The following is a 12,103-nucleotide window of genomic DNA, read 5'->3' on the forward strand; positions in this document are numbered from 1 at the left end:
ACGTACAGCCGCCAACAGGGGACGTACGGCCGCCGACCGGAGACGTACGACGTCGGTATCCGTACGGAAGGGGGGCACGGTTCCTTCCCCCCGCCCTCACGAGCCGTGCCTCAGGCGCGGGTCGCCCACACGTAACGGTGTTCCGGGCGGCCCGCGTCCCCGTACCGCAGGGTCAGCGTGGCCCGTCCCGTGCGCTCCAGCAGCTTCAGATAGCGCTGGGCGGTCTGCCGGCTCACACCGGTGCGCTCGGCGATCTCCTGGGCCGACAGCGGCCCTTCGGCGGCCGTCAGTGCCCGGCGCACGAGGTCCGCCGTGGTGGGGGAGTGCCCCTTGGGCAGCTGCGGCTCGGTCGACTCGGACAGCGCGCCGAAGATGCGGTCCACCTCCGCCTGTTCCGCCTCGCCGCCGCCGTCCAGGGTGCGGCGCAGCCGCGCGTACGCCTCCAGCTTGCCCCGCAGCCCGGCGAAGGCGAACGGCTTGACCAGGTACTGCAGCGCGCCGTGCCGCATCGCCGCCTGCACCGTCGCCACGTCCCGGGCCGCCGTCACCATGATCACGTCGGCCTGATGGCCGCGCCGCCGCATCTCCCTCACGACGTCCAGCCCCGTCTCGTCGGGCAGATAGTGGTCCATGAGGACGAGATCCACCCGGGGAAGCGTCTCCACCCGCTCCAGTGCCTCGGCCGCGCTGTGCGCCGGACGCACGGCGTGGAAGCCGGGCACCTTGTCGACGTAGGCCGCGTTGACCCGCGCCACCCGGACGTCGTCGTCCACCACCAGGACCTCGATCACCGCGCCTCCTCGGGTCCGGAGGGCCGGGCGGCGGCGCCCGTGAGGGCGGCCTGCGGCTCCGGCTCGGTCAGTGCCTCCGGCAGCACGACGGTGAACTCCGCGCCCCCGCCCGGCGCCTCGCCCACGCGCGCGTCGCCCCCGTGCCGGTGCGCGAGCCGGCGCACCAGGGGCAGTCCGATGCCCCGCTCACGGTGGCCGGGCGGCTCCTTGGTGGACCACCCCTCGGTGAAGATCAGCTCCCGCCGCTCGGGCGGCACACCGGGGCCGGTGTCCCGGACCACGAGCACCGCCGTACGGCCCTCGGCGCGCAACTCGACCTCCACGCGCGCGTCGGGCGTCCCGGCGACGGCGTCCAGGGCGTTGTCCACCAGGTTGCCCACGACGGTCACCAGCCCCCGCGGGTCGACCAGCCGGTCCGGCAGGCGGGACCGGTCCGACAGCCGCAGCGCCGCCCCGCGCTCGGCCGCCACCGTCGCCTTGCCCACCAGCAGCGCCGCCAGCAGCGGGTCCCGGATCCTCTCCGTGACCTGCTCCGACGTGGCCCGGTGGTCGCCCACCACCTCGCCGACGAACTCCACCGCGTCCTCGTACATCTCCAGCTCCAGCAGCCCCAGCAGGGTGTGCATACGGTTCGCGTGCTCGTGGTCCTGGGCACGCAGCGCGTCGATCAGCCCGCGCGTGGAGTCGAGCTCCCGGCCCAGCTGGTCCAGTTCGGTCCGGTCGCGCAGGGTGGCCACGGCGCCGCCGTCGTCGGTCGGCATGCGGTTCGCGACCAGCACCCGCTGCCCGCGGACGGTGAGCAGGTCGGTGCCGGTCACCCGCCCCGCCAGCACGTCGGCCGTGCGGCCCGCGCCCAGCGCCTCGTCCGGCGAGCTGCCGACGGCCTCCTCGCCGATGCCCAGCAGCCGCTGCGCCTCGTCGTTCAGCAGGCGGACGCGCCCGTCGCGGTCCAGGGCCACGACGCCCTCCCGGATGCCGTGCAGCATCGCCTCGCGCTCCGCGAGCAGCGCGGCGATGTCGGAGAAGGCCAGGTCGCGGGTCTGCCGCTGGACGCGCCGGGAGATCAGCCAGGCCGCGAGCGCGCCCACCGCGAGGGCGCCGCCCGCGTAGGCGAGCAGCCCCGGGATGGCGTGGATCAGCCGGGCGCGGACGCTGTCGTAGGCGATGCCGACCGAGACCGCGCCGATGACCTCACCGTCGGCGTTCCGCAGCGGGACCTTGCCGCGCGCGGTGCGGCCCAGGGTGCCCTCGTCGATCTCCATGACCTCGCGGCCGGCCAGCGCCTCACCGGGGTCGGTGGACACCAGTCCGCCGATCCGCTCCGGGTCGGTGTGCGACCAGCGCACGCCCCGCCGGTCCAGCACCACCACGTACTCCGCCCCGGTGGCCCGCCGGATCCGCTCCGCCTCCTGCTGCACCGGCCCGCCGGGTGTGGGCCCCGTGGCGCGCAGGTCCTCCGCGATCTGCGGCTGCTGGGCGGTGGTCTGCGCGATCGCCAGGGCCCGGCGCATCGCCTGGTCGTCGAGCTGCTCGCCGAGCGGCGCGAGGAACAGGCCGGTCGCCAGCACGGCGACGCCCGCGGCGATCGCCACCTGCATCAGCAGGACCTGGGAGAACACCCGCCGCGGCAGGCCGAGGCGCAGACGGCGAGCGGGGACTGTGCGGGTCATGCCCCGACGGTACGCGGGGGAGGCGGAGGTGCCGTAGGGGGTGTGACGTGCTTCTCCCGGCGGTCGGTCAGCCGGCCATGGCCGCGGGGGTGAGCGCACGGACGTCGACGACGTCCATCCGCGCGGGCGAGCCGAGAACCGAGCCGCAGCTCTCCGGCCGCGGCGGCAGGGACGCGCCCTGGGCGACCTCGACGCGCCAGCGTCGCCCGTCCACGTGGGCGACGGTCACCTCCCAGCGGGGCGCCGCGCCCTCCGTCCGGACGACGCTCAGCGCCTGCGCGGCGTCCTCGCGCACGGCGCGCCGCACTTCCAGCTCGGCCGCCTGGCCGGGCCGCTCCCACGCGGAGGCGCCCCGGCATCCTTCGGTGACGATCCGGCCCTCCCGCACGCCGCACAGCACCTCCTTGACGGCATGCGCCTCCGCCCGCCCGTACGCGTAGCCGTACGGCAGCACCAGCACGGTGGGGGAGAAGCGGTGGCCCCCGAGATGGGTGACCTCCCAGACGCCCTCGACGCCGGAGGAGGCCAGCTCGGCCGCGAGGGGCCTGCCCAGCAGGGCGCAGCAGCGGTCGCGCTTGCCGTTGGTGCAGACGAGGGCGAGGGGGGCGCCGTCATGGGGTGCGCCGCCCAGCGCCGCGTCAAAACTCGCGGCCTCGCCGCGGCCGAGGGCCGGGAAGTCGAGGTCGAGCAGGCGGGTGGGATCGGTGGCGGTCGCGGTGTGCAGCCAGACGTCGCCCGGGACGGTGTGGGCGACGTACACGCGGCGCGTGGAGGGCATACGGCTGTCCGCGTGGCGTCCGGGACGCCTGATGAGGGCGATGCGTACGCCCGTGCCCTTGGCGGCGGTCTCCAGGGCGCGGCCCAGGGCGGGATCGAGGTGGCTCGACGTGAGCGCCTTCGCCCCCCACGGGCCGGGCTGCTCCAGCAAGAGCCAGGTCCGCGCGGTCGCCGCGGTCCCCGCGACGGGCTCGTCGAGCTCGCGGGAGACGGTTGAGCACGTGCTACTCACAGAGGTGAGCCTAACCTGAGTTCCACTCCGGCGCCTTGTCGGGCACAGCGGTTCGCGAGGGTCCGCCGTGCGGATTCTGGCATAGGTGGCATATGTCAAGTACATGGGTGATCAGTAATTCTTCGGCCACATATCACTCTTCCGGAGGAATGTATGAAGCGTGTGAGTCTTCATGCGTCCGAGTGGTATGAATGCCGGACGTACTGCGTCCTTTTGAGGTGCGAGAGGGCTCTTTCATCTGCGAGTCTCCCTCGATGGGGATGCAGACCTGCGACGATGCCATCGCGCACCGCGTGGCAGCGGGCGCAGGCGCTTGCGCCTTGAGAAGCAGAGGAATTCAACAGTGAGTCAGATCGTCCGCCGCCTCGGTGTCGCTCCCCGCTTCCGAGGTAGCGCTACGGGTGGAACGTGTCCCGACATTTTTGAGCTTGCCGACGGCAGGTTTGCGGTTATTGGCACGGACGTGACTGATTCGCTGGACTCTCAGTTGCCTGACGATGCTGCGCGCGCCGATTATGAACGCATTGTTGTCATCACCCGCGACACCTTGATCAAGGCGAAGGCGGACATTCCCGACGTATAAGTCACTCATGGGTGGGTGGTTCTCCTACCACCCACCACTCGTCGGTGTCGGCTTCATCGAGCTGAAGCAGCAACTCGTCGATCATCTGGCCGATCTCCGCTTCCTCCGTACCCTTCAAGCTTGCGCGTAAGTGTCGCGTTGCGTACCAGTACTCCCTGACTATGGGGTTCTGGAACATGGCGCGGGCGTGCTTGTAGAACTCCTCCTTGGTTAGGTTTCCGACGCGGTGGTAGCTGAGCAAGTTCGTGTACAGGGCGTTCGCGAACAAGTACTGACGGCGCTTCTGAACGGTGACCGGCACCGCGAAGATGTCGAGCACTTCGGTCAATTCGGGGTTGTCCATCGCTTTGCTCAGCAACTCCCAGTGCTGCCGCTGCTGCATGGCCAGGTTGGCCCGCTGCTGATGGCCGGCCTGTTCTTCCAGGCGCTCAAGGCGCCGATTGATCGCGTCCAACGTGTTCCGCTGTGCTGCCACCGCAGCGAATACCCCTGCGACCATCCCCAGACCGACTGCGGTGACCGACTGGAACCTCCGCAGCCCCACGCTCTTTGTGCCCATGTCAAATACCCCCGATCAGGCCGCCGTCCGCCGGTCGTCGGGTGGTGGGTCGACTTCAGGGAACCGGCGAGCGGTGGGCGGCGCTTGCCGCCTTCCAGGGTGCCGAGCGGCTCTGATCGGCGGGAAGGCGGAGAGGAGGCGCACGGAGGGAAGCGAGGGTCGCACAATCCGGCGCCTTGCCAGACGTCTGCCCCGCGAATGCTGCTAACAATCGTTCACTTCGGGGTCGTTGCGGGTACTCGTATCCTGGACCGTCAGTCGTTCGTCCGTGCGCACGCCGTCAGCGAGCCGGTGTGCGCACAGGTGTGAGAGGGGTCGTGTGTCGGAGCGGAGCAGCGGGCGGCAGATTCCGGTGGTCGTGCTGGCCGGATTCCTCGGCTCGGGAAAGACCACCCTGCTCAACCACCTTCTCCACCGCAGCGGCGGCAGCCGTATCGGCGCGGTCGTGAACGACTTCGGGGCCGTCGAGATCGACGCGATGGCCGTCGCGGGCGCCCTCGGCGACTCCACCGTGTCCCTCGGCAACGGATGCCTCTGCTGCGCCGTCGACGCCAGTGAACTCGACGAGTACCTGGAGCGGCTCGCCCGCCCCTCCGCCGGCATCGACGTCATCGTCATCGAGGCGAGCGGCCTGGCCGAACCGCAGGAACTCGTCCGCATGGTGCTCGCCAGTGAGCTGCCGAACATCGTCTACGGCGGCCTCGTCGAGGTCGTGGACGCCGCCGAGTTCGACGAGACCAGGGCCGCGCACCCCGGCATCGACCGGCACCTGGCGCTCGCCGACCTCGTGGTCGTGAACAAGACCGACAGGGTGGACGACCCGGAGCCCGTGCTGAAGACGGTCAGGGACCTCGTCGACCGCGCGGCCGTGGTGCCCGCCACGCACGGCCGGGTCGACCCCGAGTTCCTCTTCGACTGCCGGCCCGGCGAGGAGCGCATCGGGCAGCTGTCCTTCGACGACCTTCACCGGGACGGCTGCGAGCACGACACCCACCCCCATCTGCACGCCGGCTACGACAGCCTCTCCTTCGTGTCCGAGCAGCCGCTCGACCCCCGGCGCCTCATCGCCTTCCTCGACAGCAGGCCCGCCGGGCTGTACCGCATCAAGGGGTACGTCGACTTCGGCCCGTACGACCTGCGCAACCGGTACGCCGTGCACGCCGTCGGCCGGTTCCTCCGCTTCTACCCGGAGCCGTGGCCGGCCGGCGCCTGGCGGGCGACGCAGCTCGTGCTGATCGGGACCGGCCTCGACACCGGCGCCCTGCGCGCCGAGCTGGACGGGTGTGTGAGCGACGGCGCCCCACACGCCGACGACGAGGCCGGCATGTGGGGCGTCCTGCGCTACGTCCAGGAGGCCGAGGACCCCGCGGCCTAGACCGGCCCTGCCACCACGGCCACCGTCTTGGCCAGGGACACGCCCGAGCCGTCCCGGCGCGGGTCCATCTGCGGGAGGTCCACCGCCGTGCCGTTCTTCTGCGCCGCGCGCGCCGGGATGGGGCCTGCCCAGGCCAGGGACAGGCAGTCCTCGCCCTTCAGGAACCGCTGGCAGCGCACCCCGCCGGTGGCCCGGCCCTTACGCGGGTACTGGTCGAACGGGGTCAGCTTGGCCGTCGTCTGCACCGAGTCGTCCAGCGTGCCGCGCGAGCCCGCGACCGTGAACACCACCGCGTCCGCCGCCGGGTCGACCGCCGTGAAGCTGATGACCTTCGCGCCCTCGCCGAGCTTGATGCCCGTCATACCGCCCGCCGGGCGTCCCTGCGGACGCACCACGGAGGCCGGGTAGCGCAGCAGCTGCGCGTCGTCGGTGATGAAGACCAGGTCCTCCTCGCCCGTGCGCAGTTCGGTCGCGCCGACGATCCGGTCGCCCTCCTTGAGGGTGATGACCTCGAGCTCCTCCTTGTTGGAGGGGTAGTCGGGCACCACGCGCTTGACCACGCCCTGCTGGGTGCCGAGCGCCAGGCCCGGCGAGGACTCGTCGAGCGTGGTCAGGCACACCACCTGCTCGTCGTCCTCCAGGGACACGAACTCCGCCAGCGGCGCACCGCCCGACAGGTTGGGCACCGGCATCGACTCGGGGAGCTGAGGCAGGTCGATCACGTTGACCCGGAGCAGCCGGCCCGCCGACGTGACCACGCCGATCTCGCCGCGCGCGGTCGCCGGGACCGCCGAGACGATCACGTCGTGCTTGACGCGCTTGCCGCCGGAGGTGTCGGCGAGCGGCCGGTCGTCGGCGGTGCGCGCCAGCAGTCCCGTGGACGACAGCAGCACCCGGCACGGGGTGTCCGCCACCTGCAGCGGCACCGTGGCCGGGGCGCCGGCCGACTCCAGCAGCAGGGTGCGCCGGTCGTCGCCGAACTTCTTCGCCACCGCGGCCAGTTCGGCCGAGACCAGCTTGCGCAGCTCCGCGTCCGACTCCAGGATCCGGGTCAGCTCCTCGATCTCCGCGTTCAGCCGGTCCTTCTCGGCCTCCAGCTCGATCCGGTCGTACTTGGTGAGGCGGCGCAGCGGGGTGTCCAGGATGTACTGGGTCTGGACGTCGCTCAGCGAGAAGTGCTCGATCAGCCGCTGCTTGGCCTGCGCCGAGTTCTCGCTGGAGCGGATGAGGCGGATCACCTCGTCGATGTCGAGCAGGGCCGTGAGCAGGCCCTCGACCAGGTGCAGCCGGTCGCGCTTCCTGCCGCGGCGGAACTCCGAGCGGCGGCGCACCACGGTGAAGCGGTGGTCGAGGTAGACCTCGAGCAGCTCCTTGAGGCCGAGGGTGAGGGGCTGGCCGTCCACCAGCGCCACGTTGTTGATGCCGAAGGACTCCTCCATCGGCGTCAGCTTGTACAGCTGCTCCAGCACGGCCTCCGGCACGAAGCCGTTCTTGACCTCGATGACCAGGCGCAGGCCGTGCGCGCGGTCGGTGAGGTCCTTGACGTCGGCGATGCCCTGGAGCTTCTTCGAGCCCACCAGGTCCTTGATCTTGGCGATCACCTTCTCCGGGCCGACCGTGAACGGCAGCTCGGTGACGACCAGGCCCTTGCGGCGCGCCGTCACGTCCTCCACGGTCACCGTCGCGCGGATCTTGAACGTGCCGCGCCCGGTCTCGTAGGCGTCCCGGATGCCGGAGAGGCCGACGATCCGGCCGCCGGTGGGCAGGTCGGGGCCCGGGACGTGCTTCATCAGGGCGTCGAGGTCGGCGTTGGGGTGCCGGATCAGGTGCCGCGCGGCGGCGACGACCTCACGCAGGTTGTGCGGCGGCATGTTGGTGGCCATGCCGACGGCGATGCCCGAGGCGCCGTTCACCAGGAGGTTGGGGAACGCGGCGGGAAGGGCGGCCGGTTCCTGCTCCTGGCCGTCGTAGTTGGGCGCGAAGTCGACCGTGTCCTCGTCGATGGACTCGGTCATCAGACTCGTGGCCGCGGCCATCCGGCACTCGGTGTACCGCATGGCGGCGGGCGGGTCGTCGTTGCCCAGCGAGCCGAAGTTGCCGTGGCCGTCTACCAGGGGCAGGCGCATGGAGAACGGCTGCGCCATGCGGACCAGGGCGTCGTAGATCGACGCGTCGCCGTGCGGGTGCAGCTTGCCCATCACCTCGCCGACCACGCGCGCGCACTTGACGTAGCCGCGCTCGGGGCGCAGGCCCATCTCGTTCATCTGGTAGACGATGCGGCGGTGCACCGGCTTCAGACCGTCACGCGCGTCGGGCAGGGCGCGGGAGTAGATGACCGAGTACGCGTACTCGAGGAAGGAGCCCTGCATCTCGTCGACGACGTCGATGTCGAGGATCTTCTCCTCGAACGAGTCGTCGGGCGGCGGGGTCTTGGTGCTGCGGCGGGCCATCGCTGCCGGCTCCTTGCTGAAGCGTGGGACGGGATCTGACGCGGACCATTGTGGACCTTCGCACTGACAGGGCGGGACCAGGACCCGGGTCCTGCCGCCCGGTTCGGCGCGGTACGGCGGCGCGAGCAGGCTACGCGGCTCCGTCGCCGCGCACTCCGCGGGGTCGTCCCGCGGGCCGCGTCCGCACTCCGCGGGGGCGCCCCGTGGCCGACACGACCCGCTCGTGCTCTCGGCACGCCCCTCGTGAGCGCGACAGGACCTCGCCCCGCGCACCCCGGCGCACACCCCGCCCGTCCGCATCGCGGAGGCGCACGACGGCGCACCCGAGAGGGCGACCCGGCGCACACCACTCGTCACGCGCCGTGCGCGTCCTTCACCCCCGCACCACCCGCCCCACCAGGTTCTCGCTCTCGGCGTAGCCGCCCGGTCCGGGAACTCCACCGGCCGTCCGCACGCTTGCATACAGTGGCAGGACCGGCAGAAACGGCGGTGTCGACGACGACCGCCTCCGCGATCGAAGGGACGTACATGCCCATGGGTCACACGGCCACAGCCCAGGCAGGCTCCGGGGGCCTGACAGCGACCGAACACCGCCTGGCCAACGGCCTGCGCGTGGTGCTCTCCGAGGACCACCTGACCCCGGTCGCGGCGGTGTGCCTCTGGTACGACGTGGGCTCACGGCACGAGGTCAAGGGCCGTACGGGCCTGGCGCACCTTTTCGAGCACCTCATGTTCCAGGGGTCCGCCCAGGTGAAGGGCAACGGCCACTTCGAACTGGTGCAGGGCGCCGGCGGCTCGCTCAACGGCACCACCAGCTTCGAGCGGACCAACTACTTCGAGACCATGCCCGCCCACCAGCTCGAGCTCGCTCTCTGGCTGGAGGCCGACCGCATGGGCTCCCTGCTGACCGCCCTGGACGAGGAGTCCATGGAGAACCAGCGGGACGTCGTGAAGAACGAGCGCCGTCAGCGCTACGACAACGTTCCCTACGGCACCGCCTTCGAGAAGCTGACCGCCCTCTCCTACCCGGAGGGCCACCCGTACCACCACACCCCGATCGGGTCGATGGCGGACCTGGACGCGGCGACCCTGGAGGACGCCCGCCAGTTCTTCCGCACGTACTACGCGCCGAACAACGCGGTGCTGTCCGTGGTCGGCGACATCGACCCCGAGCAGACGCTCGCCTGGATCGAGAAGTACTTCGGCTCCATCCCGTCGCACGACGGCAAGCCCGCCCCGCGCGACGGCTCGCTGCCCGACGTGATCGGCCGGGAGCTGCGCGAGGTCGTCGAGGAGGAGGTCCCCGCGCGGGCGCTGATGGCCGCCTACCGGCTTCCGGAGGACGGCACGCGCGCGTGCGACGCGGCCGACCTGGCGCTCACCGTCCTCGGCGGCGGCGAGTCCTCGCGGCTCTACAACCGCCTGGTGCGGCGCGACCGCACGGCCGTGGCGGCCGGGTTCGGCCTGCTGCGGCTGGCCGGGGCGCCGTCCCTGGGCTGGCTGGACGTCAAGACGTCCGGCGACGTGGAGGTGCCGGTGATCGAGGCCGCCATCGACGAGGAGCTCGCCCGGTTCGCCGAGGTGGGCCCCACCGCGGAGGAGATGGAGCGCGCCCAGGCCCAGCTGGAGCGCGAGTGGCTCGACCGGCTCGGCACGGTCGCCGGCCGCGCCGACGAACTGTGCCGCTACGCCGTGCTGTTCGGCGACCCGCAGCTCGCCCTGACCGCCGTGAGCCGGGTTCTGGAGGTGACGGCCGAGGAGGTCCAGGAGGTCGCCAAGGCGCGCCTGCGGCCCGACAACCGCGCGGTGCTCGTCTACGAGCCCGTCGCCCCCGCGGCCGGTGACGCCGCCGACGAGACCGAGGAAGCCGCCGCAGCCGGCGCCGACGAGAACGAGGAGACGGCGAAGTGACCGAGCTCGCCACGATGGAGTTCCACCCCCGGCCGCAGGGGGGCGAGGCCAAGCCCTGGGCCTTCCCGGCCCCCGAGCGCGGCACCCTCGACAACGGCCTGACCGTGCTGCGCTGCCACCGCCCCGGACAGCAGGTCGTCGCCGTCGAGGTGGTCCTCGACGCGCCCCTGGACGCGGAGCCCGAGGGGATCGACGGCGTCGCCACGATCATGGCGCGCGCCTTCTCCGAGGGCACCGACAAGCACTCCGCCGAGGAGTTCGCCGCCGAGCTGGAGCGCTGCGGCGCCACCCTCGACGCGCACGCCGACCATCCCGGCGTCCGCCTCAGCCTCGAGGTGCCGGCCTCCCGGCTCGCCAAGGCGCTCGGTCTGGTCGCCGACGCCCTGCGCGCGCCCGCCTTCGCCGACAGCGAGACCGAGCGGCTGGTCCGCAACCGCCTGGACGAGATCCCGCACGAGCTGGCGAACCCGTCCCGCCGCGCCGCGAAGGAGCTCGCCAAGGAGCTGTTCCCGGCGAGTGCGCGCATGTCGCGCCCGCGCCAGGGCACCGAGGAGACCGTCGCGCGCATCGACTCCGCCGCCGTGCGCGGCTTCTACGAGAAGCACGTCCGCCCGGCCACGGCGACCGCCGTGGTGGTCGGCGACCTCACCGGCGTCGACCTGGACGCGCTGCTCGCCGACACCCTGGGCGCCTGGACCGGCTCCCAGGCCCGGCCGCGGCCCGTCCCCGCGGTGGTGGCGGACGACACCGGCCGCGTGGTCGTCGTGGACCGGCCCGGCGCCGTGCAGACGCAGCTGCTGATCGGCCGGATCGGCCCGGACCGGCACGACCGTGTGTGGCCCGCACAGGTGCTCGGCACGTACTGCCTCGGCGGCACCCTCACCTCGCGCCTGGACCGCGTCCTGCGCGAGGAGAAGGGATACACCTACGGCGTACGGGCGTTCGGCCAGGTGCTGCGCTCGGCCCCCGACGGCTCGGGCGCGGCGATGCTGGCCATCAGCGGCTCGGTCGACACCCCCCACACCGGCCCGGCGCTGGACGACCTGTGGACCGTGCTGCGCACGCTGGCCGCCGAGGGCCTCACCGACGAGGAGCGCGACGTCGCCGTGCAGAACCTGGTGGGCGTGGCGCCGCTCAAGTACGAGACGGCGGCGGCCGTCGCGAGCACCCTGGCGGACCAGGTCGAGCAGCATCTGCCGGACCACTACCAGGCCGACCTGTACCGGCAGTTGGCCGCGACCGGCACCGTGGAGGCCACGGCGGCGGTGGTGAACGCCTTCCCGGTGGACCGTCTGGTGACCGTGCTCGTCGGCGACGCGGCGCAGATCAAGGCGCCCGTGGAGGCGCTCGGGATCGGCGAAGTCACCGTCGTGACGGCCGAGTAGAGCCGCAGCGGGACGCACGCGCGAGAGCCCCGGTGGCGGGAACGTCACCGGGGCTCCCTTATGCCCGGATTGGGGCGGAGGTTGCCTGTCTGCCCTGTGGGATGCGCTACAAAACCCGGGAATCGTTTGGGGATTGCGAGAGGTGCCGCTTAGTTTCGTGCGGGCTGTTCGTCGGGCAGTGCGCCGCATCCGCGGCAGCGGACAGTCATCGCCGAGTCCCCGTACGGCGCGAGCCAGGGGAGCCGGGGACCCAATGCAGTCCCTGGGGTGAATCGGACGCCCGCGCGTGTCGCGAGGGGGTCCGTAGGAGACCTTCCTGCTCCGAACCCGTCAGCTAACCCGGTAGGCGAGAGGGAAGGAAAGGACCAGC

At 72.0% G+C, this 12,103-nt stretch carries 9 protein-coding genes and 1 riboswitch; of the genes, 4 read left to right on the plus strand and 5 right to left on the minus strand.

Features of this window, described 5'->3' with window-relative positions; genetic code table 11:
• Positions 1 to 110: 110 nt before the first annotated feature.
• From ACP7TJ_RS24835 to ACP7TJ_RS24845, 3 genes are all read right to left on the minus strand, one after another.
• Complete coding sequence (locus ACP7TJ_RS24835) at positions 111 to 791, minus strand: DUF7342 family protein (RefSeq protein WP_093766485.1); 681 nt, start codon at positions 789 to 791, stop codon at positions 111 to 113.
• Entirely contained in the window at positions 788 to 2,461 is a 1,674-nt protein-coding gene (locus tag ACP7TJ_RS24840) for an ATP-binding protein (RefSeq protein ID WP_401539784.1), read from the minus strand. Before ACP7TJ_RS24840 ends, ACP7TJ_RS24835 begins: the two co-directional genes overlap by 4 nt.
• A 67-nt stretch (positions 2,462 to 2,528) precedes the next feature.
• On the minus strand, positions 2,529 to 3,470 hold the full coding sequence (locus tag ACP7TJ_RS24845; RefSeq protein ID WP_427765429.1) for a sucrase ferredoxin: 942 nt from the start codon (positions 3,468 to 3,470) through the stop codon (positions 2,529 to 2,531).
• A gap of 343 nt (positions 3,471 to 3,813) precedes the next feature.
• On the opposite strand from ACP7TJ_RS24845, the gene ACP7TJ_RS24850 reads away from it, so the two are divergent.
• Entirely contained in the window at positions 3,814 to 4,053 is a 240-nt protein-coding gene (locus tag ACP7TJ_RS24850; RefSeq protein WP_367461146.1) for a hypothetical protein, read from the plus strand.
• 1 nt (position 4,054) lies between these two features.
• Here ACP7TJ_RS24850 and ACP7TJ_RS24855 read toward each other — a convergent pair whose 3' ends face one another.
• The gene (locus ACP7TJ_RS24855; protein WP_370165227.1) at positions 4,055 to 4,612 is read right to left on the minus strand and encodes a DUF6082 family protein; all 558 of its coding nucleotides are present in this window, start codon (positions 4,610 to 4,612) and stop codon (positions 4,055 to 4,057) included.
• A 319-nt stretch (positions 4,613 to 4,931) separates the two neighbouring features.
• Here ACP7TJ_RS24855 and ACP7TJ_RS24860 point away from each other — a divergent pair, with 319 nt between their 5' ends.
• Positions 4,932 to 5,987, plus strand: a complete 1,056-nt coding sequence (locus tag ACP7TJ_RS24860; RefSeq protein WP_427765433.1) for a CobW family GTP-binding protein — start codon at positions 4,932 to 4,934, stop codon at positions 5,985 to 5,987.
• On the opposite strand, the gene ACP7TJ_RS24865 is transcribed toward ACP7TJ_RS24860, so the two are convergent.
• Positions 5,984 to 8,437 carry a DNA gyrase/topoisomerase IV subunit A gene (locus tag ACP7TJ_RS24865; protein ID WP_427765436.1) on the minus strand — a complete coding sequence of 818 codons (2,454 nt, stop codon included), beginning with the start codon at positions 8,435 to 8,437 and terminating at the stop codon, positions 5,984 to 5,986. The genes ACP7TJ_RS24860 and ACP7TJ_RS24865 overlap by 4 nt on opposite strands.
• A 528-nt stretch (positions 8,438 to 8,965) precedes the next feature.
• Here ACP7TJ_RS24865 and ACP7TJ_RS24870 point away from each other — a divergent pair.
• Together ACP7TJ_RS24870 and ACP7TJ_RS24875 are read left to right on the plus strand one after the other, a co-directional pair.
• On the plus strand, positions 8,966 to 10,348 hold the full coding sequence (locus ACP7TJ_RS24870; protein WP_093766478.1) for a M16 family metallopeptidase: 1,383 nt from the start codon (positions 8,966 to 8,968) through the stop codon (positions 10,346 to 10,348).
• Positions 10,345 to 11,733, plus strand: coding sequence for a M16 family metallopeptidase (locus ACP7TJ_RS24875; protein ID WP_093766477.1), 1,389 nt, complete (start codon positions 10,345 to 10,347; stop codon positions 11,731 to 11,733). Before ACP7TJ_RS24870 ends, ACP7TJ_RS24875 begins: the two co-directional genes overlap by 4 nt.
• Positions 11,734 to 11,932: 199 nt before the next feature.
• Positions 11,933 to 12,097: riboswitch (cyclic di-AMP (ydaO/yuaA leader) on the plus strand.
• The last annotated feature ends 6 nt before the right edge of the window (positions 12,098 to 12,103 follow it).

Origin of the sequence: Streptomyces sp. DSM 41931, assembly GCF_050271085.1 — a bacterium.
GTDB lineage: Bacteria > Actinomycetota > Actinomycetes > Streptomycetales > Streptomycetaceae > Streptomyces > Streptomyces albogriseolus.

Coding starts and splice junctions, on each gene's coding strand:
- ACP7TJ_RS24865 (WP_427765436.1), bottom strand. CDS start 8,437: ATGGCCCGCCGCAGCACCAAGACCCCGCCGCCCGACGACTCGTTCGAG.
- ACP7TJ_RS24840 (WP_401539784.1), bottom strand. CDS start 2,461: ATGACCCGCACAGTCCCCGCTCGCCGTCTGCGCCTCGGCCTGCCGCGG.
- ACP7TJ_RS24870 (WP_093766478.1), top strand. CDS start 8,966: ATGCCCATGGGTCACACGGCCACAGCCCAGGCAGGCTCCGGGGGCCTG.
- ACP7TJ_RS24855 (WP_370165227.1), bottom strand. CDS start 4,612: ATGGGCACAAAGAGCGTGGGGCTGCGGAGGTTCCAGTCGGTCACCGCA.